The organism is Bradyrhizobium betae (genome assembly GCF_004123905.1).
Lineage (GTDB): Bacteria > Pseudomonadota > Alphaproteobacteria > Rhizobiales > Xanthobacteraceae > Bradyrhizobium > Bradyrhizobium betae_A.
In genome coordinates this window covers 1-26,659 of sequence record NZ_MZXW01000055.1, presented here as the reverse complement: position 1 = coordinate 26,659, position 26,659 = coordinate 1, and the positions used below count along the sequence as shown (strand labels likewise).

Below are 26,659 nucleotides of genomic sequence, written 5' to 3'. Positions count from 1 at the left end.
TGCGACGCTAGCCCAGCCCCTGCAACACGAGCCGGTTCAACCGCGCCGCAAACGCCGCCGGGTCTTCCGGCAACTCGCCGTCCAGGATCTGCGCCTGCTCGAGCAGCAGCAGACTGAGATCGTCGACGGCCTTCGAATCCGCTTGCGCCTTCGTGATCGCGCCCACCATCGGATGGCGCAGATTGATCTCGAGCACCGGTTTGGTGCGCATGCCGCGGTTTTGCTGCGACAGGATGCGCTCGAGCTCGCGGCTCGGCCCCTGGCTGTCGGCGACGAGGCAGGAGGCCGAGCTGGTCAGGCGCGTCGAGGCCTTGACGTCGCTGACGCGCTCGCCGAGGGCGGCCTTGATCACCGCGATGGTGGCGGCTTCATCGGCGACGGGCTCATCCTTCTTCGCCTCGTCCGTCTCGTCTGTGCGCGGGATCAAGTCGAGATTCAGATCGCCCTGGCTCAGCGACTTCAGCGGCTTGCCTTCGAAATCCGTCGGCATCGAGGTCCAGAACGCATCGACGGGATCGGACAGCAGCAGCACCTCGATGCCGCGCGCGGTGGCGGCTTCCAGCCGCGGATTGGACTTCAGCCGCTCCAGGCTATCGCCGACGAGATAATAAATCTCGGTCTGGTTGGGCTTGAAATCGGCGATGACCTGCTTGAGCGCCCGCTTCTCGCCTGATGTCGTGGTGAATCGCGACAGCGCCAGCAGCTTCTCGCGGCGCTCGAAATCCTCATAGATGCCCTCTTTCAGCACCGCGCCGAAGGCATCCCAGATTTTTGCAAAGTTCTCGGCGTCCTTGTCGGCGAGGCTTTCGAGCTCGTTGACGACGCGCGTCGCCACAGCTTTGCGGATCTGCGCCAACTGCGGATTGTTCTGAAGCATCTCGCGCGAGATGTTGAGCGGGAGATCCTCGCTGTCGACCACGCCGCGGATAAAGCGCAGATAGCCCGGCAACAAGTCAGCGTCATCGGTGATGAAGACGCGGCGGACGTAGAGCTTGACGCGGCCCTTGCGGTTCGGCTCGAACAGGTCGAACGGCTTCGTCGACGGCGCGAACAGCAGCACGGCGTAGGAGTAACGGCCCTCCGCGCGGTAGTGCAGCGTCATCGCGGGATCGTCGAAGGCGGATGCGATCTGCTGATAGGCCTTCTTGTAGTCCTCCGCCGTCAACTCGGATTTCGAGCGCTGCCACAGCGCGCTCGCCGAATTGATCTGGCGTGGTTCGCCCTCTTCAGGCACGAGCTCGATGGGAAAGAGGATATTGTCGGAATAGGCGCCGATGATGCGCTCGATCTCGTAGGTCTCGAGGTACTTCTTCGCGTCGTCCTTCAGGTGGAGGACGATCTCGGTGCCGCGCGCAACGCGCGCCGCTTCCTCGTCGCTGGCCCGCACGATCTCGAAGCCGGAGCCGCCTGATGACGTCCAGGTCCAGACGTCGCTCTCGCCGGCGCGGCGGCTGACCACGACGATCTTCTCGGCGACCATGAAGGCGGAATAGAAGCCGACGCCGAACTGGCCGATCAGGCCGAGCCCATCCTTGGCCTCCTTCAGCTTCGACACGAAGGCCTTGGTGCCGGAGCGGGCGATGGTGCCGAGATGATCGATCAGCTCCTGCCGCTCCATGCCGATGCCGTTATCGGCGATGACAAGCGTTCCGGCCGTCTTGTTCGGGATGATGCGGATCTTTAGGGCATCGCCCTCGCCGAGCAGCGAAGTGTTTTCGATCACCTCATAGCGCAGCTTGTCGCAGGCATCCGAGGCGTTGGAGACGAGCTCCCGCAGGAAGATGTCGGTCTCCGAATAGACGGAGTGCACCATGAGGTGCAGAAGCTCGGAAACCTCGGCCTGGAAGGGCTGCGTATGCACAGCCGTATCTGACGTCGTCATGCGTTTACCCGGTCAATCAGAAGAGGAGGAAACCCCGGATATAACGCAAGGGGATAGGGGATCAAGGGGACGAAAAAAATCGCCCTTCCCGCGGAAGGGCGATTTGTCCAGCGCGGCCAAGGTCCCCTTGCCGGCAAAGTCGGTTCAGGTCACGCAGCGGCCGGGTTGAAGCAGTTTTGCGACCTCGGTCAGGGAGCTCACCATCGGCTCGCAGGCAATCGTCGGCCGGCTGCGGCCCTGCTTCTGGAGCAGCACCGGCGGCTTGGCGTTGCCGGTCTCGATCACCGCGGGGACCCGCAGCAGCACTGACGTGTCGGCGAGTTCGTTCGGACGCATCGAGACAGTGCGGGTGGGAACCGCCGCCGGCTTGATCTCGGCGAGCCGGTCGGCCTTGCCGTTGCGATTGACGTTGTGGCCCGGCTTGTCGGCGGCCGCCTGCCAGCGGTCGGCCAGATCATGACCAGAGGCCAATTGCGCAGCGCCGAGCGCGAATGTGATGGCGACGGCACCCAAAAATGCTTTGTGAATCTGTGACATGGCTGTCGATCCCTCGCCCCATGGCGATCGCGGGAACAACGCGGACGGAGGATCGGGAGTTCTCAGGAGTTAAGATCACTTAACCGTGTGCGAAAATCACCGGACCCTGCACAAAAAATTTTGCAACCGCCTGGAACGACTCCAGCGCCCGGGAGTCGTCTCAACAGCCGGCTATTCCCCCCTGCCCCATAAGCCGGCGACGTAGGGCGCGACTGTGGTGATGCCAGTCGCGCCTTACATTTTTTCTGGGCTTCACTTCGCTTTCCCCGCCAGCCACTCCCGCCCCTCGCCATAGAGCTTCTCGACCTCGGGCCCCGTCAGGCCTGGCATGTCGCGCTTGACCTTGTAGCCGATCAGCTCCTGCATGTAGGCGAGGTGGCGATAGCCTTCGGGCAGCGCGGCGAGCGCTTTTTGATCGAGTTGAAGCTTTGCGGCGGGATCGACCGGATCGATCCGATCCTTCTCGTAGATCGGCTGGCGGCGGACGATGCCCCATTTGTCCTGGCGCTTCTCCAGGAAATCGTAGAAGCGTCCGGTGCAGACGACGTCGCAGAGCACGTCGTGCACGGGGGCGCGCTGCGAGATCGTCATCTTGGTCTGGGCAATGGCCCGCTCGCCAGAAAGATCGATGCTGGTGCCGCCGAGGAAATGCAGGATGCGCACGCCCTTCGCAAAGCCCTCCTGGCTGACGCGCATAAAATCCCGCGCCGGCCCCTGAAACCAGGTGGCGGACATCCAGCCTTCGTCGTGCCAGACGGTGGCAAAGCGTTCCCAGTCGCCAGCGTCGCGCCACACCGCCCAGTTCTCGACGAGGTCGCGGATGGCGAGGCGGTCGAGGAGTTGCTGGTCCATGGGCGTAGTCTCCGAGCGGCTTGAAGCGGCGATGGGTGTCATCGCCCCGAAATATCAACGGGGCAATGAGGTTGCCGTCAAGCACGCGATGCTTTGCGGCGGCTCGAATTGCCCACAGCAGGGGAAACGCGATGCGAGCAACGAATCTTGCAATCAACCTGACCGCGATTAATATCCGCACCGATGCAGATGAAATTCCCCTTACTTGCCGCGCTTCTTGGATTGCTCGCGGCTTTCCCCGCGCATGCGCAGACCGATACGCAGACCGAACGTGTGACGGCCTGGAAGGCGAGGCTGACCGGACATATTACCGGCAGCGGGCTACTTCCAATTGAAGGGCGAGGGCAATCCGGCCACGCCAAGGTCACTTTCGTTATCGACCGGTCCGGCAAATTGATGTCACGGGCGTTGGTTGCGAGCACCGGCTCTCAGCAGCTCGATGCTGCTCTGCTGGCGATCTTCGATCGCGCCCAACCATTTCCCGAACCGCCATCGGAGCTGAAGGAGGACACGTTCTCTTTCTCAGTGCCGATTGTCATCGGCGGCCGTCACTTCAATGTGCCGCCCTACGGGTTGGCGGCGAGCGCGCCGACGCCTGCCTTCGCCGTGTCCGACGCTTTGGACGCCTGGCGTAAGGCGGTCACCGAGCATGTCTGGCGCAACAGGACGTTCCCTCCGGAGGCGATCGGTCAGAAAGGCGATGCCGGCGTCACATTCGTGGTCAATCGTTCGGGCAAATTGATCTCGAATGCGCTGGTGGAAAGCACCGGATTCCCGCCGCTCGATGCTGAGACGCTCGCGATGGTCGAGCGATCCGTGCCATTCCCGAAGCCGCCGGTCGAGGCGGAGGACGATTTGCAAAGAGTAACCATCCTCATTGCTTTCGATGGAACGCCGCTGAAGGGATCGTCCAATGGATGGTCGTGGGCCGCGGACGAAGCCAAGGTAAAGAGCAAGGTCAACGGCGTCTGCCGCGGCTGCTGAAGGAGAGCCCGTGAACGCAGAAACGGCGCGCCTTGCGACGCGCCGTTTCGTATTTGGCAATGCCGGCTACGTTACGTCGCCGGCGCCTTATTACGCCGCCGGCGCCTTCGGCGTGCGGTTGCGGGAGTTGCGCTGGAAGAACAGCGCCTGGCTCGCCACCGCCGACACCATTGCGGGCTGGAATGGTTTTGAGATCAGGAACGCCGGCTCGGGGCGCTCGCCGGTGAGGAAGCGCTCCGGATAGGCGGTGATGAACACCACCGGCACCTCGAAGGTGCGCAGCAGCTCGTTGACGGCGTCCAGGCCCGACGAGCCGTCGGCGAGCTGGATGTCAGCGAGGATCAGACCGGGCCGCTTGTTCTTGGCCAGCGCCACCGCGTCGGCATGGGTGCGTGCGACGCCGACGACGTTGTGGCCGAGATTCTTCACCAGGCTCTCGAGGTCCATGGCGATGAAGGTCTCGTCCTCGATGATCAGTACGTCGGTGGCGATCTCGGCGGCCATCTCGCGTCCCGCGGCGTCCGCAAGCCGGCGCGTGTCGGCGACGTCGGAGCCGAGGACGTAGGCGACTTCCTCCTCCGAAAATCCCTCGAGTGACAGCAGCAGAAAGGCCTGCCGCGGCAGTGGCGTGATGTTCGACAGCCGCCGCTCGGGCGGCATCGGCAAGGTGGTCACCTCGGAATCGTCGTTGACGGAGACGGAATTCCAGATCTGGGTGAACAGCCGGAACAGGCCGGCGCGCGGCCCGTGGCTCTCGTCGAGCACGCTGGGATCCCCAAGCATGGCTTCCAACATGGCTGCAACATAGGCGTCGCCGGAGGCCTGGCTGCCCGTCAGGGCGCGTGCGTACCGGCGCAACAACGGCAAGTGTTCAGCGACAAGCTGTGAACGGGACATCCCCACTCCATTCATTTCGGACCAAACCTTAAGAACCGGGAACTGCGAGGGGAGGCCCGGGTTCCCCTACCGGAGCTGACTACGCCTCAGGATAAGAAAAGTTCCGTCGCTCTGGGAACTTTTTGTCGAACCTGGAATTGAACTCATCCAGGGAACGGCTCCCGGTTGAGAAAACTTCTCGATTTTGCAGTCACTTAACTCGGGGAAACGTGGAACAGGTCATGAAAGATCTCAAGTCTCAAGCCAGCAGAAGCACGACCCCCGGCAAGGGAGGCCTTACTCCGGAGATCCAGTCCCGGATCGGGCATCAACTGCGCGCGATGTACGACGACGTCGTGCGGCAGGGGGTTCCGGACCGGTTCGCGGAACTGATCAAGAAGCTTGATGCGCCGGGAGGCGGATCTCAGAGCGAGAATGGGGCTGGGGGCTCCAACGACAACAATGGGAGGGATTAATGCCTCTCACGGACTCCCTTCGTGACGACATCCTCGCGGCCGTGCCGAGCTTACGCGCGTTCGCCATCTCGCTCAGCGGCAATGCCGACCGCGCCGACGATCTGGTGCAGGAAACCCTGTTGCGCGCGCTCGCCAACATCGACTCGTTCCAGCCCGGCTCCAATTTGCCGGCGTGGCTGTTCACGATCCTGCGCAATTTGTTCCGCTCCGACTATCGCAAGCGGCGGCGCGAGGTCGAGGATGCCGAGGGCAATTATGCGAAGACGCTGAAGACGCAGCCCTCGCAGAACGCGCATCTCGAATTCGAGGAGTTTCGTGGCGCGCTCGAAAAGCTTCCGCAGGACCAGCGCGAAGCGCTCATCCTGGTCGGCGCCTCCGGCTTCTCTTATGAGGACGCCGCCTCGATCTGCGGCTGTGCGGTCGGCACCATCAAGAGCCGCGTTAACCGCGCGCGCTCGAAGCTCGCCGCGCTGCTCTATGTCGACGGCGCCGAGGATTTCGGGCCCGACGAGACCGTGCGCGCCGTGATCGGCGGCAGCGGCGGATAGCGTCCATCGGACTGAGACGAGAAACGTGAAGGCGGCCGTTTCCACGGCCGCCTTTGCACGTGTGTATCAACTCACTCGCCGGCGAACGTCACTGTATCCGCCACGCTCGCACGCGAGGTGCGATAGCTGTTGACCTTGTGCGCATCGTCGGCATAGCCAAACGAGATGCCGCAGACGACTCGGCGGTCGTCGCCCAGGTTGAAATGACTGCGGATCAGCCCGGAATGGCGTGCCAGTGCTGCCTGCGGAATGGTGCCGAGACCGAGCGCCTGCGCGGCCAGCATGAAATTCGAGACATAAGCGCCGCAATCGATCGCACCGTAGATGCCCAGCGGCTCGTTGGTGTGAATGATCGCGACATGCGGCGCGCCGAAGAAATTGTAATTCTCCAGCGCCTGCTTTGCGTAGGCCATTTTGTCACCGCGCGCGATGCCAAGCGTATTGTAGAGCTGAAAGCCGCTCTCGCGGCGGCGTTCGAGATAGACGCCGGCATATTCGCGCGGCGGCGTGAAATCGTAATCGTCGCCCAATCCCCCAGACGCTTCCTTGTAGATCAGTTGGCGAAAGCGTTCCTTGGCCTCGCCGCTGGCGATGATGACCTGCCAGGGCTGGCTGTTACACCAGGACGCCGTGCGCTGCGCCGTGGTCAGCACACGCTCGATGGTCGCGCGGTCAACTTCTTTGTCCAAGAAAGCGCGGACGGAATAGCGCTCGTTGAGGAGCTCTTCGAGCACGCCGATGCGGTCGTTTTGCTTGACTTGTGCGTCCATGGATCAGCTCGCGTTGTTCTCTTCGTAGTCTTCGTAGGGTGGGCAAAGGCGCGAACCGCCGTGCCCACCGACAGACTTACCCCGGCGCATCTGCATATGGTGGGCACGCTTCGCTTTGCCCACCCTACGAGATGCAGCGAGCGGCAACATCACCGCCCCTTGGTCGGGATCTTGTTATACGGCACATCCTTGTCGACGCGGATGTCGCCTGGCAAGCCCAGCACCCGCTCGGCGATGATGTTGCGCAAGATCTCGTCGGTGCCGCCGGCGATGCGCATCGACGGCGAGGACAGCAGCATCTGCTGGAACTGACCCTGCACCGTCTCCTCGTCCGTGCCGGTGAGAGCGCCGGCCGCGCCCTGGAGGTCCATGGCGTAGGTCGCGATGTCCTGCAGCATCATGCCCGACACCAGCTTGCCGATCGAGTTCTCAGGTCCCGGCCGCTCGCCCTTCGACAGCGCCGAGATCGCGCGGTAGCTGGTGTATTTCAGCCCGCTCGACTTCACCGCCCAGCTCGCCAGCTTCGAACGCACGGCGGGATCATCGATCGCAAGCCCGTCCTCCAGCATCAGATTCGAACAGAACTCGAACAATTCAGGCACGCCAGTCGCGAGCCGCGAGCCGATCGACATCCGTTCGTTCATCAGCGTGGTCAGCGACACGCTCCAGCCCTCCCCGACGGCGCCGAGCCGCTGGCTGTCGGGGATCACGACATCAGTGAAATAGACCTCGTTGAATTCCTGCATGCCATTGGCCTGCCTGATCGGCCGGACCTCGACGCCAGGACTCTTCATGTCCAGGAAGAACATGGTGAGACCCTTGTGCTTGGGCACGTTGGGATCGGTGCGCGCAATCAAAAGACCGTAGTCGGAGTAGTGCGCGCCCGAGGTCCAGATCTTCTGGCCGTTGACCACCCAATTGTCGCCCTTCTTCTCCGCGCGCGTGCGCAGGCCCGCGACATCCGAGCCGGCCGACGGTTCGGAGAACAACTGGCACCAGATCTCCTCGCCTGAAGCAAGCTTCGGAAGATGGCGGCGCTTGGCGTCCTCACTGCCCCAGGCCATCACGGTCGGGCCACACATGCCCTCGCCGATCTGGAAAGGCTGCGTCAGCTTGCCGTAAACGCCTTCTTCCTGCTGCCAGATCACCTTCTCGATCGGCGTGGCGTCGCGGCCGCCATATTCCTTCGGCCAGTGCAGGCAGGCCCAGTTACCCTCGAACTTCTTCTTCTGCCAGGCCTTGCCGACATCGACGATGTCGTGATTGGCAAGCTTGATACGGCCGAGGGAGGATTTTGACAGCTCGGCGTGCAGCTCTTTCGGCGCATTGGCCTCGACCCATTTGCGCGCGGTCTCACGGAATGCGGCTTCCTGCGGGGTGTCGTCGAAATTCATCTTCGAACTCTCCTCTCTCGTGCCCCGGACGCGGCGCAGCGCGAAGCGGTGCGCTGCAGAGCCGGGGCCCATTGTGGCCTTCTGGGACCCGGCTCTGCGAAGCGGCGCTTAAGCGCCGCATCGCGTCCGGGACACCAACTCATCTTCCCTTGGTCGGGATCTTGTTGAACGGCACGTCCTTGTCGACCCGGATATCGCCGGGCAGGCCCAGCACTCGCTCGGCGATGATGTTGCGCATGATCTCGTCGGTGCCGCCTTCGACGCGGGTGCCGGGCGCCCGCAGCAGCATCGCCTGGAAACGGCCGGCGAGCTCGGCATCCTCGGGGCCACTGACGACACCGCTCGCGCCTTGCAGATCGAGCGCGTAGGTCGCGACGTCCTGGATCATGGAGCCCGCTACCAGCTTGCCGATCGAATTTTCCGGACCCGGGCGCTCGCCCTTCGACAGCGCGGAGATCGCGCGCATGCTGGTGTATTTCAGCCCGCTCGCCTTCACCGCCCAGTTCGCGAGCTTCGAGCGCACCGCGCGATCCTCGATCGCCGGACCGTCGTCGAGCATCAGGCTGGAGCAATACTCGAACAGCTCCGGAAAACCGGTCGAGACGGCCGCGCCGATCGCGCTGCGCTCGTTCATCAGCGTGGTCAGCGAGACATTCCAGCCGTCACCTACCTCACCGAGCCGCTGATGATCGGGGATGCGGACGTTGGTGAAATAGACCTCGTTGAAATCGGAGGCGCCGCTCGCCTGCTTGATCGGCCGCACCTCGACTCCCTCGCTCTTCATGTCCAGGAAGAACATGGTGAGGCCCTTGTGCTTGGGCACGGTGGGATCGGTGCGGGTAAGCAAAATGCCGTAGTCGGAATAATGCGCGCCCGAGGTCCAGATCTTCTGGCCGTTGATGACCCAGTCGTCACCATCCTTCTCGGCGCGCGTGCGCAGGCCCGCGACGTCGGAGCCGCCGGCCGGTTCTGAGAACAGCTGGCACCACACCTTTTCGCCGGAAGCGAGCGGCGGCAGATAAGTGCGCTTATGCTCCTCGCGCGCGAACGCCATCATGGTCGGCCCGCACATGCCGTGGCCTATGATGAACATGCGGGACAGTTGGCCGAATGGCCCTTCTTCCTGCTGCCAGATCACGCGCTCGATCGGCGACGAGCCGCGGCCACCATACTCCTTCGGCCAGTGCAGGCAGGCCCAGCCGGCGTCTGCTTTCTTCTTCTGCCAGGCTTTTGCAACTTCAAGAATGTTGGCGTTCTTGAGCGCTGTGCGGCCGAGCGAGGATTTGCGCAACTCGTCTTCATATTGCTTGGGCGCGTTGGCACCGATCCATGCGCGGGCAGTGGCGCGGAATTCGGCTTCCTGCGGGGTGTCGTCGAAGTTCATGGTCTCTCATCCTTCGCAGGCACCGTAGGATGGGTAGAGCGGAGCGAAACCCATCTCTTAGACCACCCGCGTCATGATGGGTTTCGCTACGCTCTACCCATCCTACAAATCACCGCGCGTTACGCCGCGTTCTTCTTGCGCATGCGGTCGATCAACTGATCTTCCCAATAAGTGAGGCTGCCGAGCCCGAGCGCCATGGCGTTGGCGCGGCGGTAGTACATGTGGCAGTCGAACTCCCAGGTGAAGCCCATGCCGCCGTGAACCTGGATATTGTTCTTGGCGCAGTGCTGGAACGCCTGCGTCGCGCTGATGCGCGCGGCAGCTGCCGCTTCCGGCAGTTCGCCCGCATTGGTCGAGAGCGCCCAGGCGCCGTAATAGCTGTTGGAGCGCGCCAGCGTCGCCGAGACGTACATATCGGCCAGCATGTGCTTGACCGCCTGGAACGAGCCGATCTGACGGCCGAAGGCGATACGATCGAGCGCGTAGTCGCGCCCCATTTCGAGCGCGCGGTCGGAGCCGCCGACTTGCTCGAAGGCGCACAGCACCGCGGCGCGGTCGAGCACCTGGGTCAGAATGCTCCAACCTTCGCCGGCAGCACCGAGCGGCTCGGCCTTAGCGTCCTTGAAGGTGATCTCGGCCTGCCCGCGGGTCGGATCGAGATTGGTGAGGCTCTTCACCTCGACGCCACCAGCTTTGAGACCGACCAGGAACAGCGAGATGTCGCCGTCGCGTCCGCTCGATCCCGTGCGCGCGGCAACCACCGCGAAATCGGCGATCGCGCCATCAGCCACCGGTTTCTTGACGCCGTTGAGCACGCCATTCGCAGCCGCGAGCGTGACGTTCTTGGCCGATGGATTGCCCTTCCCCTCGAACAACGCCAGCGTGCCGATCGCCTCGCCCGAGGAGATCGCCGGCAGCCACTTTTTCTTCTGCGCGTCGCTCCCCGCGATCAGCAGCGCTTCGGCCGCGAGATAGACGGTCGAGGAAAACGGCACTGGCGCATTCGCCCGGCCCATCTCCTCCGCGATCACGCAGAGCTCGAGATGGCCTGCTCCCGCGCCGCCGAACTCCTCGGGGATCGCGACGCCGAGGAAGCCCATCTCGGCAAGGCCCTTCCAGAGCTCCTTGTCGTAAGGAGCTTTGCCGTCGAGCACGATTCGCACTGCCTTCGGCGAGCACTTCTCGGCGAGGAACTTGCGTGCCTGATCGCGGAGTTGCTTCTGGTCGTCGGAGAAATCGAAGTTCATGGCGGCATACCTGTGTTGATCGTGTCGACTACTTGAGAATGATGACGTCCTGATCCGGCTTGTCCGCGTAGAGCCGCTCCACCAGCGCCACGCGGCGCTCAAGGCCGGCGCGCTGGTTGATGTAGCCCTTGTCGGTGAGCTCATTGCCGTCGATCGAGGGCGGTTCGGCCATCAGCATCGCGCGCGCGATGATGCGGCTGCTGGCGCCTTCGCACTCTTTGTTATGCGCCTCCAACCCGCGCTTGAAGCAGGCGATCACCTCGGGATGCTTCACAGCATCGTCGAAGCTGAGATCGGCATTGCCGACGAGCTGGCGGCAAGCATGCAGGTTCGGCCAGGCGAGCAAACCGATGAAGGCGCGATCCTGCCCCGCGACCAGTGCGTCATGCACGACAGGCGTTGCGGCCGCAATCGCATCGGTGCGCAGCGAGCCGACATGCACGAACGTCCCGGTGGTGAGCTTGAAATCCTCGACCACGCGGCCGGCGAAGATGATGCCCTTCACCGGATCGGCATCGTCGACGAAAATGCCGGCATCGCCGATGCAGTAAAAGCCTTCTTCGTCGAACATCTTCTTCGTCAGATCCGGCTGACCAAAATAGCCGGGCGTGACGTTGACGCCGCGCAGGCGCAGCTCGTATTTCGAGCCGCACGGCACCATCTTCAATTCGACGCCGGGGAACGGCAGACCGATCAGGCCGACACGCTCGGTGTCCCAATAGGTGCCGGTCGAGGTCGGCGAGGTCTCGGTCGAGCCCCAGCCGGTGTAGAACACGATGCGCTCGCCGGTGGTCTTCACGGCCAGCGCCTGCATGCGGTCATAGAGATCGTCCGGAAGCCGCGCGCCGCCATAAGCCATGATCGAGAGGTTCTTGAAGAAGGAGCGGCAGAGCGCATCGTCCTTTTCCATCGCGGCGGCAAGCGCGGCATAGCCGGCCGGCACGTTGGCGTAATAGGTCGGCGAAACCTCGCGCAGGTTCTTGATGGTCTCTTCCAGCTGCCCCGGCATCGGCCGGCCGTCGTCGATATAGAGTGTGCCGCCATCGACCAGAACGGGGTGGAACGCAGCATTGCCGCCCATGGTGTGATTCCACGGCATCCAGTCGAGAACGACCGGGAGCGGGCCGCCCGGAATGCGCGGCCGCACCTGCATCATCATCGCTGCATTGGCACACATCATCTCCTGCGTGTTGATGACGGCCTTGGGCATGCCGGTCGAGCCTGACGTGAACAGCAGCTTGCCGACGGTGTCGGGCGTGATTTTTGCGATCGAGGGCTCGACATCCTTCGTCACTGGGGTCGCCGCCAGCTCGGCAAAGCCGACGCTCTTGATGCCATCGCACGGACGCACCACGTGAACGACGGTGACGCCGGTCAGATCGAGTGCCTTCAGCGCCCTCTCGAACGTCGGCCCGTCCTGCACCATCACGACGGCCGGCTTGATCAGGTCGAACAGGTACTTCAGCTTGACATGATCATGGCTCATCAACGAGTAGGCCGGCGACACCGGCGCTGCCGGCGACCTCGCCTGCATTGCGGCCTGCGTCATCAGCGCGTGCTCGATTGAGTTGCCGGAAAGAATCGCGACCGGGCGTCCCTCTAGCTTGAGATTCAGCAGCGCCTGCGTCAGCGCATCCACGGCGCGCTTGGCCTCACCATAGGACACCTTGCGCCATTCGCGATTCGCTCCGCCGCGCTGCGCGAGCCAGGTACGCTCGGGCGCTTGCTTCGCCCATTTCGCCAGCGAAGCCGGAAGATGCTTCTCGTAAGCCTGCAGCGGAATGCGCGACTTCAGCACCACCGTGCCGTCGCCGCGGCGCTCGACATCGATGTCGCGCGCGAGCCATTCGACCTTGCGAAAGGCGGGCTTCGTCATCGCTGCCGCCGCGCTTCCACTCATTTTGCGTCTCCCGGAATTATCGTCCTTGGCGGATCTTTGTCGTTCAGCGCTTGATATAGACAGGCTTTCGCTTCTCAAGGAAGGCCCTGATGCCTTCCGAAAATTCATCGGAGCGGCTGCACAAAACCTGGTTGCGGTCCTCCATCGCGATCACGGCTTCCAGCGATCCCGCATCGACGCTCATGTTGAGGCATTCCTTTGACAGGCGCAGCCCCACGGGCGAGGCCGCCACCATCGCATCGACATAGGACTCGGCCGCGGCATCGAGCTTGTCTTCATCCACGACCTCAGAGACGAGCCCGACAGCAAGCGCGCGCTCGGCGCCGATGAAACGTCCCGTGAGGATCAATTCGGATGCCACGGAGACACCAACGAGGCGCGGCAGAAAATAGCTGGTGCCGATGTCGCAGCCGCCAAGGCCAAGCTTGATGAACGCGCAATTCATCCGCGCCGACTTCGTCGCGATGCGGATGTCGGAGGCAAGCGCCAGCGCAAAACCACCTCCGGCCGCCGCGCCCTGCACCAGCGAGATGATCGGCTGCGGACAGCGCCGCATCAGCATCACGATGTCGGCAATGCGGCGCTGCGAGTCGAGGGACTCGGTGACGCCCGGCGGCTCCTGCTGCCCGGCACGGCGTTGCATGGCCGCCTTGAGATCGAGGCCCGCACAAAAATTCTTGCCGGCGCCCTTCAGCACCACCACGCGCGTGTCACGATTGCGCTGGAGGCCCTGGAAATAAACGTTGAGCGCATCGATCAGCGCGGGATCGAGCGCGTTGAGACTATCAGGACGATTGAGCGTCACCCGGTCGACGCCGTCGTCATGCTCGATCAGCAGCGGTTGGGACATGGGGGCCTCGCACTTTCTTGCCACACGAAGACCGTCTCCCACCCTCCCCTGGAGGGGGAGGGTCGGCTCACATTGAGCGCAGCGAAATGTGAGACGGGGTGGGGTGACAGTCTCTCCGCTTGAGACGCTGCCCGTGTGGAGAGATCACCCCACCCCGCTCGCGCTACGCGCGATCGACCCTCCCCCTCCAGGGGAGGGTAAGAGATGCACCGCCTATCGCGGCGCCATCCGGATCGCTCCGTCGAGACGGATGGTCTCGCCATTGAGCATCGCATTCTCGACGATGTGCACGGCGAGTGCGCCGTATTCCTTGGCATCGCCGAGGCGCGAGGGATGCGGGACCTGGGCGCCGAGGCTCTTGCGGGCTTCCTCGTTCAGACCCATCAACAGCGGCGTGAAGAACAGGCCGGGCGCAATGGTGTTGACGCGGATTTTTTGGCTCGCGAGGTCGCGCGCGGCAGGCAGCGTGAGGCCGACAACGCCGCCCTTCGAGGCCGAATAGGCGATCTGGCCGATCTGGCCTTCGTAAGCGGCAACCGAGGCGGTGTTGATGATGACGCCGCGCTCCTCGCCGACCGGCTCGATCGTGACGAGGCGCTCGGCAAACAAACGCAGGCAGTTGAAGGTGCCGATCAGATTGACGTTGATGATGCGCGCGAACTTTTCGAGCGGATAGACGCCGTCGCGGCCGACGATGCGCTGCGAGCCACCGATGCCGGCGCAGTTCATCAGCACGCGCGCAACGCCATGCGCGGCTTCCGCCTTTGCGATCGCGGCCTTGATCTGCTCTTCGCTGGTGACGTCGGCATGGAGCGCGACGCCCTTGACCTCGGCGGCGACCTTCTCGGCGTTGTCCTTGTTCTGGTCGATCACGCCGATCCTCGCGCCCCTGGCCGCCATGGCGCGGGCGGTCGCTTCGCCGAGACCCGAACCACCACCGGTGATGAGAACGGCTACGTCTTTCAGTTCCATCGCTTGTACCTTTCCTTGGACGTTTCTTCTCTGGACTTGAGAGTGATGACCGGATTATCCGGCCGCGACGGCTTCCCCGGCTTGCGTGAGGATGCCACCGCAGATCAGCGTTTCCATGTGCTTGATATATTGCCGGCAGACGTCATCGGTGACCGGACCGACGCCGGTCGCGCGAGACATCGCGTGCCGGCCGAAGAACAGATGATCGCAGGCGCCGATCAGGCTGGTGTAGAACAGCACCGGATCGGTGGCGCGGAATTCGCCGCGGCTGACGCCCTCGGCGAGCAAGCGGCGGTGGAAGTCCAAAAGCGGCGCCACGAAGAACTTCGAAACTTCGTCTGCGGAGCCCGCAACGCTCTCGTGCAGGAGATAGTGGATCAGCCGGTTCATGTAGGGGAACCGGTGATAGGCACGGATGATGCCGGCGATATGCAGCTTCAGCTTCGCCGTCGGCGTGATCGGCTGCGCCAGCAGATATTCGAGATTGGACAGCTCCGTCCCGGCGTCGCGCTCGAGCAGCGCCAGCAAGAGGCCGTCCTTGTTGCCGAAATGATATTTGACTAGCGCGGCATTGGCGCCCGACTTCTGGGCGATGTCGGACAGCGAGATCTCGATCGAGGAGCGTTCGATCATCAGCTCGCTCGCGGCCACGAGCAATTTCTCTGCCGTGGAATTTTTCCCGCTGGGGAGCCTGTTCGGTACGCTGGTAGTCACGGAGATCCCCGTTCTCGCCGCCTGAAGCGGGCCGCAGATAAGCCGAAGCAGCGCCTCATCACAAGAGTTAATTGATCGATTGACTAAACGATATCCCGCCCCTTAAATCCGCCCCCGACAACCCAACCCTATCAAGAACAATCCAGGGAGAGACCGAAATGGCCGAGGCTTACATCGTCGCCGCTGCGCGTACCGCGGGCGGGCGCAAGGGGGGCCGCCTCGCCGGCTGGCATCCGGCCGATCTCGCCGCAAAAGTGTTGGACGAGCTGGTCGATCGCACCAAGGTCGATCCCGCGCTGGTCGAGGACGTCATCATGGGCTGCGTGATGCAGGTCGGCGAGCAGTCCAACAACGTCGCGCGCAACGCAATCATGGCCTCGAAGCTGCCGGAGAGCGTTCCGGGCACCTCAATCGACCGCCAATGCGGCTCCTCGCAACAGGCGCTGCACTTCGCGGCTCAAGCCGTGATGTCAGGCGCAATGGACGTTGTTATTGCCGCCGGCGTGGAATCGATGACCCGCGTGCCGATGGGCCTGTCTTCGCAGCTTCCGGCCAAGAACGGCTTTGGCAATTACAAGAGCCCAGGCATCGAGGCGAAGTATCCGAACATCGTGTTCAGCCAGTTCACCGGCGCCGAGATGATGGCCGAGAAGTACGGCCTCTCCAAAAACGATCTCGACGAATATTCTTACCAGAGCCACCAGCGCGCGATTGCGGCCACTCAAGCCGGTCACTTCAAGAAGGAGATCGTGCCGCTCGAGATCACCCGCGCCGACGGCAGCAAGGACACCCATCAGATCGACGAAGGCATCCGCTTCGACGCCACGCTCGACGGCATCAAGGGCGTCAAGCTGATCGCCGAGAACGGCAAGCTCACTGCGGCGAGCGCCAGCCAGATCTGCGACGGCGCTTCCGGCGTGATGGTCGTCAACGAGCGCGGCCTCAAGCAGCTCGGCCTCACACCGCTGGCACGCATCCATCACATGACCATGACCGGAGGCGATCCCGTGATCATGCTCGATGCTCCCCTGCACGCCACCAAGCGCGCGCTGGAAAAGGCCGGCATGAAGATCGACGACATCGACCTGTTCGAAGTCAACGAGGCCTTTGCCTCGGTGCCGACCGGCTGGCTGAAGACCACCGGCGCCGATCCGGAGCGTCTCAACGTCAACGGCGGCGCCATCGCGCTCGGCCATCCGCTCGGCGGCTCCGGCACCAAGCTGATGACGACGCTGGTCCACGCCCTGCACCAGCGCGGCAAGCGCTATGGCCTCCAGACCATGTGCGAAGGCGGCGGCATGGCCAACGTGACGATCGTCGAACGGCTGTAGAAAATAAAGCGAATGGTGAATGGCGAGTAGCGAATAGTGGGTAGGTGAAAGGCGATTTGCCCTTCTTCCCTATTCGCCATTCGCTACTCGCCATTCGCGTCCTGAGGAAGCGCCATGACCCATCCGTCCATCTACGCCCGCATCACGCCCGACAAGATCGCTTATCAGATGGCCGGGACCGGCAAGGCGATCACCTATCGCGAGCTCGACGAGCTCTCGAACCAGGGCGCAAACCTGTTTCGCTCGCTGGGCCTGAAGGCCGGCGACCACATCGCGCTGCTGATGGAGAACCGCCTCGCCTTCATGGAGATCTGCTGGGCGGCACAACGCAGCGGGCTCTATTACACCGCGATCAGCCGTTATCTGAAGCAGGACGAGATCGACTACATCATCGCCGATTGCGGCGCCAAGGTCGTGATCACCACGCCGAAATGCGCCGACCAGATCAAGGATCTGGTCAAGGGCACGCCGGGCGAGCCGATCTTCTACATGATGGACGAGCCCCTTCCGGGCTTCCGCTCCTACGACAAGGAAGCGGCCGCGCAAGCTGTGGCGCCTGTCGCGGATGAGGTCGCCGGCTACGACATGCTGTATTCGTCCGGCACAACCGGCCGGCCCAAGGGCATCAAGAAGGCGTTCGAAGGCAAGACCATCGATGTGCCGAATCCGCTCCTGAAGGTGCTCTGTGCCGACATGTGCCGCATGGATGCCGAAAGCACCTACCTCTCGCCGGCGCCGCTCTATCACGCCGCTCCCCTGCGCTTCAACATGATGGCGATCGTGCTCGGCGGCACCTCCATCATCATGGAGCATTTTGACGCCGAAGAGTTCTTGAAGCTGGTCGAAAAATATGAGGTGACGCAGTCGCAGCTGGTGCCGACGATGTTCGTGCGCATGCTGAAGCTGCCGGACGAGATCCGCGCGAAGTACAACGTCTCGACGCTGAAGGGCGCGATCCATGCCGCAGCGCCCTGCCCGGTCGAGGTCAAGGCAAAAATGATCGAATGGTGGGGGCCGATCCTGATCGAGTATTACGCAGGCTCGGAAGGCAACGGCGTCACCGTCTGCAACTCGCAGCAGTGGCTGGAGCATCGCGGCAGCGTCGGCCGCGCCGTCGTCGGCAAGATCAAGATTCTGGACGAGAACGACGAGGAGCAGCCGCCAGGCGAGATCGGCACCGTCTACTTCGCCGATGCGCCCGCCTTCACCTATCACAACGACCCCGAGAAGACGAAGAAGGCCTACAACGCCAAGGGCTGGTCGACGCTCGGCGACGTCGGCTATCTCGACAAGGACGGCTTCCTGTTCCTCACCGACCGCAAGTCCTACATGATCATTTCCGGCGGGGTGAACATCTATCCGCAGGAGACCGAGGACGTGCTGATCACCCATCCCGAAATCGCCGACGTCGCCGTGTTCGGCGTGCCGAACGAGGAGATGGGCGAAGAGGTGAAGGCCGTGGTGCAGCCGCACGACATGAAGCGTGCGGGCAAGGTGCTCGAGGCCGACCTGATCGCCTACTGCAAGACGCGCCTCTCCGCGATCAAGTGCCCGCGCTCGATCGATTTCGAAGCCGAGCTGCCGCGCACGCCGACGGGCAAGCTGGTAAAGCGGCACCTGCGCGACAAATATTGGCCGACGACGGTGGCGAAGATTTAACGCCGAGCCTCAATCAAACAGGCTCGGCGTGTGGTTCACCAGCGCGCCTTCGATCTCGAGCATCTTCAGCTTCGTCACCACGCCGCCGTTCGCCGAGAAGCCGCCGGGCTTGTTGCCGGCGGCCAGCACGCGATGGCAGGGCACGACGATCGGGCACGGGTTGTGCCCGAGCGCCTGGCCGACGTCGCGTGACAACTGGACACCACCGAGCTGCTTGGCGATATCGCCATAGGTGATGGTCTTGCCGGGCGGGATGGCGCGGGCGATCGCGTAGACACCGCGGTTGAAGTCAGGGACGCCGTCGAGATCGAGCGGGATGTCGGTGAGATCATCCGGCTCGCCCGCGAGCAGTTTGACGATGCGGTCGATCGCCTCTCGCACCTCGGCGGTCGGCTCGGCTTCGGTGGCCTCAGCGTGGCGCTGGCTGATGCGGGTGCGGATCTTCTGCTCGCCGCCCATCGGCAGTTGCGTGCCGTTGATGCCGCGCGGGCCCCAGGCGATGGCGCAGAGGCCGATCTCGGTGTCGAACAGGGCAAAATGCTGGTCGGTCATGGCTTGGGTCCTAACCTCACGTCCTCGACGCATGCCCCCATTGTGATCTGCGGCTATATCTAGGCTTGGAAATAGTTGCGATCCACCCGGTTTCCGTGAATCTTGCACAGGAGTTCCGCCCCCTTCGCGAGCCGAGAATGCAAAGCCTCCACGTCAACGGATACGACATGCCCTATCTCGACGTGGGTGAGGAGAGGGGCCGCCCGCCGCTGATCTGTGTACACGGCTCCCTCAACGACTTCCGCGTCTGGGGCTGCGTGCTCGGACCGATGACGCAGCGGCATCGGGTGATCGCTGTCAGCTTGCGGCATTTCTTCCCGGAACGCTGGGACGGGGTCGGCGACACCTATTCGATCGCCCAGCATGTCCAGGACGTCATCGCCTTCATCGAAAAACTCGACCTCGGCCCGGTCGATCTGATGGGCCATTCCCGCGGCGGGCACATCTGTTTTCGCGTGGCGCAGCGGCGGCCGGACCTGCTGCGGCGGCTGATCCTGGCCGAGCCCGGCGGCGAGCTCGATGCCAGCCTTGATCCCGATTATGCCGGCGGCCCCTCGCCGCTGCTGGCGCGCTTCACGGCCTCGGCCGAGAAGATTTCGGCGGGCGATGTCGACGGCGGCCTCGCCGTCTTTGTCGACACGCTGGAGGGCGCCGGCACATGGCCGCGGCTGCCGGCGATGGTGAAGCAGAACCTTCGCGACAACGCCTTTACCCTGATCGGCCAGGTTCGCGACAACCGCCCGCCGTTCTCGAAGGCGGATGCGGAGTCCATCAAGATGCCGACGCTGTTCATCCTGGGCGCGCGGACCAAGGGCCTGCTGCCAAAGGTGCTGCATGCGCTCGCCGCGCATGTGCCCTATTCCAAGACGGCGATCATCCCGAACGCGACGCATCCGATGTTCGAGCAGGCGCCGCAGAAATACTCCGAAGTGGTTCTCGACTTCCTGGCGAGCTGATCATGCAGACATTTCGCGTCAACGGTTACGACATGGCCTATCTCGAAGTTGGAGACGGCCCGCCGCTGGTCTGCGTGCATGGCACGCTCGGGGATTTCCGCACCTGGTATTCCGTGCTTGGACCGCTGTCGAAGACCCATCGTGTGATCTCGGTCAGCCTGCGGCATTTCTTTCCCGAGCATTGGGATGCCGTCGGCGACGACTACAAGATGGCCCAGCACGTCTCTGACACGATCGCCTTCATCGAGCAGGTCACGCTTGGGCCGGTCGATCTGATGGGCCATTCGCGTGGCGGCCATATTGCGTTTCGTGTTGCGCAGGCGCGGCCTGATCTGCTGCGAAAACTGGTGCTGGCCGAGCCGGGCGGAGATCTCGATGCCAGCCTGCCGGTGCCCACGGGCACGCCCGCGCATCCGCCGCTCGCCGCACGCACGGCGCGCTCGGTCGAGATGATCCGCGCCGGCGATATCGAGGGCGCGCTGCAGAACTTCTACGAGGGCATCGAAGGCGACGGCTCGTGGCGGCGCGTGCCGGCGGCGGCCAAGCAGCAGCTGCGCGACAACGCGCTCACCTTCCTCGGCCAGATCAACGAGCAGCGCAGGCCCTACACGCTTGCCGATGCGCAAGCGATCCAGACGCCTACGCTGCTGATCGGCGGCGGCGCGACCACGGGCAGCCTGTCGGTGATGTGGCGCGTGCTGGCCGGGCACATCGCGGGCAGCAAGACGGCGGTGATCCCCAATGCCGGACACTGGATGTTCGAGCAGGCACCGCTGGAGTTCGGCGACGTCGTGAGTTCGTTTCTGGCGGCGTGACGGGGGTCCCCGACTCATTTTCGCGAAAACAACCCCATGCACAGTAGACGGGCCTCGCGATATCAATGACTTAGCGCGATCCGTCCAAAAAACGGCCTTCCACCCCCGTCTTGACGGCTTCCCCCTCCCACGATACCTTCGAATACGGAATTCTGTATTCCTTTTCCGGAGCTGCCGGCGTGATCCCTCTCGACCCGCTTCCGAACCTGATCGACCAGGTCTATGCGCGGATTCTGGAGGCGATCTCCGACCGCACGCTGCAGCCCGGCCAGCGCATCCGGCAGAACGAGCTCGCCGACAAGCTCGGCGTGTCGCGCCAGCCGGTGTCGCATGCGCTGCATCTGCTGCACCGGCAGGGCCTCGTCGCCGAGAGCGGCAAGCGCGGCTTTGAAGTCACCCAGCTCGATCCCTCGCGCATCCGCCAGCTCTACGAGGTGCGCGGCGCCATCGATGCGCTCGCCGCGCGGCTTGCAGCTCAGCGCGCCGCCAGCGATGCCGCGGGACGCGCGCGGCTCGACGCGGCACTTGCCGCCGGGCGCCGCATTGATCGCAACACGTCGCTTGCCGAGCTGATTACGCTCGACGTCGATTTTCATCGTGCGATCTATCAGCTCGCGGGCAATCCCGTGATCGAGGAGACGATCACCCCGCAATGGCCGCACATGCGGCGTTCGATGGCGACGGTGCTGTCGGAGCTCGACTATCGCGGCAGCGCATGGGCGGAGCATGCCGATATCGCCAAACACATTCTCGCAGGCGATGCGAAGGCCGCCGAGCGCGCCGCGCTGGCGCATGCGCAGACGGCGGGACGGATGACCGAGGAGAGATTGCGGGCGACGGACGAGGCGGCAGCGTAGCGGCAAACGCCGTCATGCCGGGCATCCACGTTCTTTGAACGTGAAGCAAAGACGAGGATGGCCGGGTCAAGCCCGGCCATGACGAGAGAGCAAACAATAAAACAAACAGGAGGACGACCCATGAAACTGTCCCAGGAGCAACTGGAGTTCTTCCACCGCGAGGGCTGGCTGTTTTTGCCCGAGCTGTTCAGCCAGGAGGAGGTCGATCTGCTCGCGCGCGAGGCGGTCGGCATTTATGACGCCAACCGGCCGGAGGTCTGGCGCGAGAAGAGCGGCGCGCCGCGCACGGCCTTTGCCGCGCATCTCTACAACGAGGCCTTCGGCATTCTCGGCGCGCATCCGCGCATGATCGATCCGGTCGAGCAGCTGTTCGGCGAGCCTGTCTACATGCACCAGTTCAAGATCAACGCGAAATCGGCCTTCACCGGCGATGTCTGGCAGTGGCACCAGGATTACGGCACCTGGAAGCGCGACGACGGCATGCCGGAGCCGCGCGCGATGAACATCGCGATCTTCCTCGACGAGGTGATGCCGATCAACGGCCCGCTGATGCTGGTGCCGCGCAGCCAGAATGCCGGCGATCTCAAGGCCTCGCATGACCTTGCCACCACGTCCTATCCGCTGTGGACGCTGGACGAGGAGACCGTGACGCGGCTGGTCAAGCAGGGCGGCATCGTGGCGCCGACCGGCAAGCCTGGCGGCATGCTGATGTTCCACGGCAATCTCGTGCACGGCTCCAGCGGCAACATCACGCCCTACCCGCGCAAGATCGTGTACCTAACGCTGAACGCGGTCTCGAACTACATCCGCACGCCGACCAGGCCGGAGTACATCGCGCACCGCGATTTTGCGCCGATCAAGACGGTGTATGATGATGCGCTGGTGCGGCTGGCGCGGGCGCCGCGGCAGGCGGCGGAGTAGGTCTCGTGCCCCGGATGCGGCGCAGCACGTCAGTGATGCGCTGCTGAGCCGGGGCCCATGCCACTAGCATTTGTCTTTCTGGGTCCCGGCTCTGCGCAGCAACGCTACGCGTTGCAGCGCGTCCGGGACACGATACTTGATCAGGTAGCATCATGAACCTCTTCCGCCTGCTCCAGGCCCGCGCGTCCGCCGGCAAGCCTGTTCGTGTCGCGCTGATCGGCGCCGGCAAATTCGGCTCGATGTTTCTGGCGCAGGTGCCGCACACGCCGGGGCTGGAGGTGCCCATCATCATCGACATCGACCGCGAGCGCGCACGCGAGGCGTGCCGCACCGTCGGCTGGAGCGCCGAGCGGATCGCGGCCACCGTGTTCACCGATGACGGCGCGCGGGCGATTGCCGGCGGCGCGATGGACGTGGTGGTGGAGGCGACCGGCAATCCCGCGGTCGGCATCAAGCATGCGCGCGCAGCGATCGCAGCGGGCAAGCATATCGTGATGGTGAATGTCGAGGCTGACGTGCTAGCAGGCCCACTGCTCGCCGAGGAAGCACGCAAGGCGGGTGTGGTCTATTCGCTCGCCTATGGCGACCAGCCGGCACTGACGGCCGAGATGGTCGACTGGGCCCGCGCCACCGGCTTTCGCGTGGTTGCTGCCGGCAAGGGCACAAAATATCTGCCGGCCTATCACGACGTGACGCCTGATGGCGTCTGGCAGCATTATGGCCTGACCGCGGGCGAAGCGCAGTCGGCCGGCATGAATCCGCAGATGTTCAACTCCTTCCTCGACGGCACCAAATCGGCGATCGAGATGGCCGCGATCGCGAATGCCTGCGGGCTCGACGTGCCGGCCGGTGGCCTGTTGTTTTCGCCCTGCGGCGTGGACGATTTGCCGCACATCATGCGTCCCAGCGACAAGGGCGGCGTGCTGGAGCGCTCGGGCGTCGTCGAGGTGGTCTCCTCACTGGAGCGCGACGGTCGTCCGGTGTTTCGCGATCTGCGCTGGGGCGTCTATGTCGTGCTGGAGGCGCCGAACGACTACGCCGCCGACTGCTTCAAGCAGTACGGCCTGAAGACCGACAGCAGCGGACGCTTTGCCGCGATGTACAAGCCCTACCACCTGATCGGGCTCGAGCTGAACATCTCGGTGCTGTCGGCGGCGCTGCGGGGCGAGCCGACCGGACAGCCCTACGGCTTCCGCGGCGACGTCGCGTCGGTCGCAAAACGCAATTTGCGCGCCGGCGAGATGCTGGACGGCGAAGGTGGCTATACGGTGTGGGGCAAGCTGGTGCCGGCGGCTGCGAGCCTGAAGTTAGGCGCGCTGCCGATTGGTCTCGCGCATCGGCTCAAGCTGAAGCACGACGTCGCCCACGGCGAGATCGTGCGCTGGAGCGACGTCGAATTCGACGCCAATAACGAGACGATCAGGACAAGGAAGGCGATGGAGGCGGCGTTCGCGAAGGAGGGGTAGAGGATTGGGTTGAGTTGGTATGGCCGCGGGCTCCTCGCCTCTCCCGCTTGCGGGAGAAGTCGGCGCGTCCCGGGCGATGCGAAGTATCGTCCCGCGCGCCGGGTGAGGGCTTTCTCCACTGGGGGAGTCTTCGTTGTCGAGACACCCTCTCCCCAGCCCTCCCCCGCGAGCGGGGAGGCTGTTGCCCAATCATGCGGCAAATTCACCGGCGCCCCCGACTTTCGTCTGGCCAGCGTTCTCAGCTGCGAGGGTAGCATGAGGCTTGATTATCGCGGGGCCTCCGGTCATCCTTGCTGACGGAACCGCAATGATCGGACTTCCAACAAAAAGAGCCCATCAGGGCCATTCGGAAACGCTACCAAGCCTCAAACAAAACAAGTTCGAGCTTCGGCAAGAAGAGACGACATCAAGATCGTTCCCTGGTCGACGCATCGGCATAACGGAGGGTACGCATGAAACGTCGTGATTTTCTGAAGGTGACAGGCGTTGGCCTGGCCGCGAGCGCAGCGGTGGCTGCGCCCGCGATCGCGCAAGGCTCGCCCGAGGTCAAGTGGCGCTACGCCACGAGCTGGCCGAAGGCGCTCGACACGCTCTATGGCGGCTGCGAATATTTCTGCAAGAAGGTCGCCGACATCACCGACAACAAATTCCAGATCCAGCCGTTTGCGGCCGGCGAAATCGTTCCGGGCTTGCAGGTGCTCGACGCCGTCTCGAACGGCACGGTCGAGATCGGCAACACCGCGCTTTATTATTACTGGGGCAAGAACCCCGCCTTCACTTTCGCGACCGCGCTGCCGTTCGGCTTGAACACGCGCCAGCAGATTTCCTGGCTGCTGTGGGGCGGCGGGCAGGATCTCGTCAACGACCTGCTGAAAGAGCACAACGTCTACGGCATCCCGACCGGGTCCACCGGCGCGCAGATGGGCGGCTGGTTCAGGAAGGAGATCAAGACCACCGACGATCTCAAGGGCCTGAAGATGCGCATCGGCGGCTTCGCCGGCACCATCCTCGCCAAGCTCGGTTGCGTGCCGCAGCAACTCGCCGGCGGCGACATCTATCCGGCGCTGGAGAAGGGCACGATCGACGCGGCCGAGTGGGTCGGCCCCTATGACGACGAGAAGCTCGGCTTCGCCAAGGTCGCGAAGTATTATTACTATCCGGGGTGGTGGGAAGGCACGAGCCAGGGCCACAATATCATCAACATCGACAAGTGGAACGCGCTGCCCAAGCACTACCAGGCGGCGGTCGACGCGGCGTCGCGCGATACCTTCACTTGGATCACCGGCAAGTACGATGCGGTGAACGCGCCGGCGCTGAAGCGGCTGATCGTGAACGGCGCGATCCTCAAGGGCTTTCCGCAGGAAGTGTTGGAGGCCTGCTACGGCGCGGCGAACGAGATCTATGCCGATCTCGCCAAGACCAATCCGCATTTCGGCAAGATGCATGCGAGCATGATGGCCTTCAAGAACGACTCGCTGCCGTGGACCCAGGTGGCCGAGCTGAGCTACGACAGCTTCATGGCGCGGATGCGGACCAAGACGTGAGGCGCTGAACGAGCCACACGACTAAAGACGGAGAAGCCCCGGAGAAGTCTCCGGGGCTTCTTGCGTTAAGCACAGCTCTCGTAGGGTGGGCAAAGCGGAGCGTGCCCACCACCTCAGTCCGGCGCAGACAGATCGTGGGCACGGCGCAAGTGCACCTTTGCCCACCCTGCGGGAGCTGGTGTTGGCGCTGACTGCGGTGGCCTTCGCAACTGCGAGCGTCCCGACGACGCTTGATTATCGCACGGCGAGCGCTCATCCTCACGGGCGGAACCGCAACGCACGGGATCCGCCAAGAGCCCTGAAGGGCCGCCGGACACGCTCACACCTTCACAACACCAAATCGATTATCGACCAAGCCAAGACGACACGAAGATCGTTCCCTTAAGTCGAGCAATCGGCACAACGGAGGGATACGCATGAAACGTCGTGATTTCCTGAAAGTGACAGGCGCAGGTCTTGCAGCGAGCACAGCGGTCGCGGCACCGGCCATCGCACAGTCTTCGCCGGAGGTGAGATGGCGGCTCGCCGCGAGCTGGCCCAAGGCGCTCGATACGCTCTATGGCGGCTGCGAATATTTCTGCAAGCGCGTGGCTGAGGCGACCGACAACAAGTTCCAGATCCAGCCGTTTGCGTCCGGCGAGATCGTCCCGGGCCTGCAGGTGCTCGACGCCGTGTCGAACGGCACCGTCGATATGGGCAACACGGCGCTGTATTATTATTGGGGCAAGAACCCCGCCTTCACGTTCGGCACGTCGCTGCCGTTCGGGCTGAACACCCGCGCGCATATTTCCTGGCTGTTGTTCGGCGGCGGCACCGAAATGCTCAACGACCTCCTGAAGGAATACAACACGGTCGGCATTCCAACCGGCTCGACCGGCGCCCAGATGGGCGGCTGGTTCCGGAAGGAGATCAAGTCGATGGAGGATTTCAAGGGATTGAAATTCCGCATCGGCGGCTTTGCCGGCACGATCATCGCAAAAGTCGGCGGCGTGCCGCAGCAGATCGCGGGCGGCGACATCTATCCGGCGCTGGAGAAGGGCACGATCGACGCCGCAGAATGGGTTGGCCCCTATGACGACGAGAAGCTCGGCTTCGTGAAGGTCGCCAAATTCTACTATTATCCGGGCTGGTGGGAGGGCACCGGCCAGGGCCACAACATCGTGAATCTCGAC

General features: G+C 63.6%; 26 protein-coding genes. 13 read left to right on the top strand and 13 right to left on the bottom strand.

What is annotated here, in order from left to right; genetic code table 11:
• Positions 1-7 precede the first annotated feature (7 nt).
• From htpG to B5V03_RS39390, 3 genes are all read right to left on the bottom strand, one after another.
• Positions 8-1,882, bottom strand: a complete 1,875-nt coding sequence (gene htpG / locus B5V03_RS39400) for a molecular chaperone HtpG (protein ID WP_129275794.1) — start codon at positions 1,880-1,882, stop codon at positions 8-10.
• A 144-nt stretch (positions 1,883-2,026) separates the two neighbouring features.
• Entirely contained in the window at positions 2,027-2,419 is a 393-nt protein-coding gene (locus B5V03_RS39395) for a hypothetical protein (RefSeq protein ID WP_129275793.1), read from the bottom strand.
• Positions 2,420-2,671: 252 nt separating this feature from the next.
• Positions 2,672-3,271, bottom strand: coding sequence for a nuclear transport factor 2 family protein (locus tag B5V03_RS39390; protein ID WP_164988602.1), 600 nt, complete (start codon positions 3,269-3,271; stop codon positions 2,672-2,674).
• Here B5V03_RS39390 and B5V03_RS41945 point away from each other — a divergent pair.
• Positions 3,270-3,443, top strand: a complete 174-nt coding sequence (locus B5V03_RS41945; protein ID WP_164988601.1) for a hypothetical protein — start codon at positions 3,270-3,272, stop codon at positions 3,441-3,443. The two genes, B5V03_RS39390 and B5V03_RS41945, sit on opposite strands and share 2 nt — an antisense overlap.
• 17 nt (positions 3,444-3,460) lie before the next feature.
• Positions 3,461-4,255, top strand: coding sequence for an energy transducer TonB family protein (locus B5V03_RS39385; RefSeq protein WP_245502487.1), 795 nt, complete (start codon positions 3,461-3,463; stop codon positions 4,253-4,255).
• A gap of 90 nt (positions 4,256-4,345) precedes the next feature.
• Here the strand turns inward: B5V03_RS39385 and B5V03_RS39380 are convergent, their stop codons facing one another.
• Positions 4,346-5,152 (bottom strand): response regulator, encoded by an 807-nt coding sequence (locus tag B5V03_RS39380; RefSeq protein ID WP_164988600.1) that lies wholly within the window; start codon positions 5,150-5,152, stop codon positions 4,346-4,348.
• A gap of 221 nt (positions 5,153-5,373) precedes the next feature.
• Between B5V03_RS39380 and B5V03_RS39375 the strand changes: the two genes are divergently transcribed.
• Both B5V03_RS39375 and B5V03_RS39370 read left to right on the top strand, forming a co-directional pair.
• On the top strand, positions 5,374-5,607 hold the full coding sequence (locus B5V03_RS39375; protein ID WP_164988599.1) for a NepR family anti-sigma factor: 234 nt from the start codon (positions 5,374-5,376) through the stop codon (positions 5,605-5,607).
• Positions 5,607-6,155 carry a sigma-70 family RNA polymerase sigma factor gene (locus tag B5V03_RS39370; protein WP_014491704.1) on the top strand — a complete coding sequence of 183 codons (549 nt, stop codon included), beginning with the start codon at positions 5,607-5,609 and terminating at the stop codon, positions 6,153-6,155. The genes B5V03_RS39375 and B5V03_RS39370 overlap by 1 nt, the downstream gene beginning before the upstream one ends.
• A 71-nt stretch (positions 6,156-6,226) precedes the next feature.
• Here the strand turns inward: B5V03_RS39370 and B5V03_RS39365 are convergent, their stop codons facing one another.
• The 8 genes from B5V03_RS39365 to B5V03_RS39325 form a co-directional block, all read right to left on the bottom strand.
• Positions 6,227-6,925, bottom strand: coding sequence for a nitroreductase (locus B5V03_RS39365; protein WP_129275788.1), 699 nt, complete (start codon positions 6,923-6,925; stop codon positions 6,227-6,229).
• A 149-nt stretch (positions 6,926-7,074) separates the two neighbouring features.
• On the bottom strand, positions 7,075-8,319 hold the full coding sequence (locus B5V03_RS39360) for an acyl-CoA dehydrogenase (protein WP_129275787.1): 1,245 nt from the start codon (positions 8,317-8,319) through the stop codon (positions 7,075-7,077).
• A 139-nt stretch (positions 8,320-8,458) separates the two neighbouring features.
• Complete coding sequence (locus tag B5V03_RS39355; RefSeq protein WP_129275786.1) at positions 8,459-9,703, bottom strand: acyl-CoA dehydrogenase; 1,245 nt, start codon at positions 9,701-9,703, stop codon at positions 8,459-8,461.
• A 119-nt stretch (positions 9,704-9,822) separates the two neighbouring features.
• A complete protein-coding gene (locus B5V03_RS39350; RefSeq protein WP_129275785.1) occupies positions 9,823-10,950 on the bottom strand; it encodes an acyl-CoA dehydrogenase family protein in 1,128 nt (375 codons plus the stop codon).
• Between the two features lie 28 nt (positions 10,951-10,978).
• Positions 10,979-12,850, bottom strand: coding sequence for an AMP-binding protein (locus tag B5V03_RS39345; protein ID WP_129275784.1), 1,872 nt, complete (start codon positions 12,848-12,850; stop codon positions 10,979-10,981).
• A 43-nt stretch (positions 12,851-12,893) separates the two neighbouring features.
• A complete protein-coding gene (locus B5V03_RS39340) occupies positions 12,894-13,700 on the bottom strand; it encodes an enoyl-CoA hydratase/isomerase family protein (protein WP_129275783.1) in 807 nt (268 codons plus the stop codon).
• A gap of 213 nt (positions 13,701-13,913) precedes the next feature.
• Positions 13,914-14,672, bottom strand: coding sequence for an SDR family NAD(P)-dependent oxidoreductase (locus B5V03_RS39330; RefSeq protein WP_129275782.1), 759 nt, complete (start codon positions 14,670-14,672; stop codon positions 13,914-13,916).
• A 54-nt stretch (positions 14,673-14,726) separates the two neighbouring features.
• Positions 14,727-15,305 (bottom strand): TetR family transcriptional regulator, encoded by a 579-nt coding sequence (locus B5V03_RS39325; protein ID WP_245502486.1) that lies wholly within the window; start codon positions 15,303-15,305, stop codon positions 14,727-14,729.
• Between the two features lie 239 nt (positions 15,306-15,544).
• On the opposite strand from B5V03_RS39325, the gene B5V03_RS39320 reads away from it, so the two are divergent.
• Together B5V03_RS39320 and B5V03_RS39315 are read left to right on the top strand one after the other, a co-directional pair.
• A complete protein-coding gene (locus B5V03_RS39320; RefSeq protein WP_129275780.1) occupies positions 15,545-16,717 on the top strand; it encodes an acetyl-CoA C-acetyltransferase in 1,173 nt (390 codons plus the stop codon).
• 114 nt (positions 16,718-16,831) lie between these two features.
• Positions 16,832-18,376, top strand: coding sequence for an acyl-CoA synthetase (locus B5V03_RS39315; protein WP_129275779.1), 1,545 nt, complete (start codon positions 16,832-16,834; stop codon positions 18,374-18,376).
• A 9-nt stretch (positions 18,377-18,385) separates the two neighbouring features.
• Here the strand turns inward: B5V03_RS39315 and B5V03_RS39310 are convergent, their stop codons facing one another.
• Positions 18,386-18,928 carry a methylated-DNA--[protein]-cysteine S-methyltransferase gene (locus B5V03_RS39310; protein ID WP_129275778.1) on the bottom strand — a complete coding sequence of 181 codons (543 nt, stop codon included), beginning with the start codon at positions 18,926-18,928 and terminating at the stop codon, positions 18,386-18,388.
• A gap of 137 nt (positions 18,929-19,065) precedes the next feature.
• Between B5V03_RS39310 and B5V03_RS39305 the strand changes: the two genes are divergently transcribed.
• From B5V03_RS39305 to B5V03_RS39275, 7 genes are all read left to right on the top strand, one after another.
• Positions 19,066-19,884 (top strand): alpha/beta fold hydrolase, encoded by an 819-nt coding sequence (locus B5V03_RS39305; RefSeq protein ID WP_129275777.1) that lies wholly within the window; start codon positions 19,066-19,068, stop codon positions 19,882-19,884.
• A 2-nt stretch (positions 19,885-19,886) separates the two neighbouring features.
• Positions 19,887-20,699, top strand: coding sequence for an alpha/beta fold hydrolase (locus B5V03_RS39300; RefSeq protein WP_129275776.1), 813 nt, complete (start codon positions 19,887-19,889; stop codon positions 20,697-20,699).
• Positions 20,700-20,878: 179 nt separating this feature from the next.
• On the top strand, positions 20,879-21,556 hold the full coding sequence (locus tag B5V03_RS39295) for a GntR family transcriptional regulator (RefSeq protein ID WP_129275775.1): 678 nt from the start codon (positions 20,879-20,881) through the stop codon (positions 21,554-21,556).
• Between the two features lie 120 nt (positions 21,557-21,676).
• On the top strand, positions 21,677-22,477 hold the full coding sequence (locus B5V03_RS39290; protein WP_129275774.1) for a phytanoyl-CoA dioxygenase family protein: 801 nt from the start codon (positions 21,677-21,679) through the stop codon (positions 22,475-22,477).
• A gap of 152 nt (positions 22,478-22,629) precedes the next feature.
• Complete coding sequence (locus B5V03_RS39285) at positions 22,630-23,943, top strand: NAD(P)H-dependent oxidoreductase (RefSeq protein WP_129275773.1); 1,314 nt, start codon at positions 22,630-22,632, stop codon at positions 23,941-23,943.
• Between the two features lie 452 nt (positions 23,944-24,395).
• Positions 24,396-25,487 carry a TRAP transporter substrate-binding protein gene (locus B5V03_RS39280; protein WP_129275772.1) on the top strand — a complete coding sequence of 364 codons (1,092 nt, stop codon included), beginning with the start codon at positions 24,396-24,398 and terminating at the stop codon, positions 25,485-25,487.
• A gap of 416 nt (positions 25,488-25,903) precedes the next feature.
• The coding region (locus B5V03_RS39275; RefSeq protein WP_129275771.1) for a TRAP transporter substrate-binding protein at positions 25,904-26,659 on the top strand (756 nt) is incomplete at its 3' end.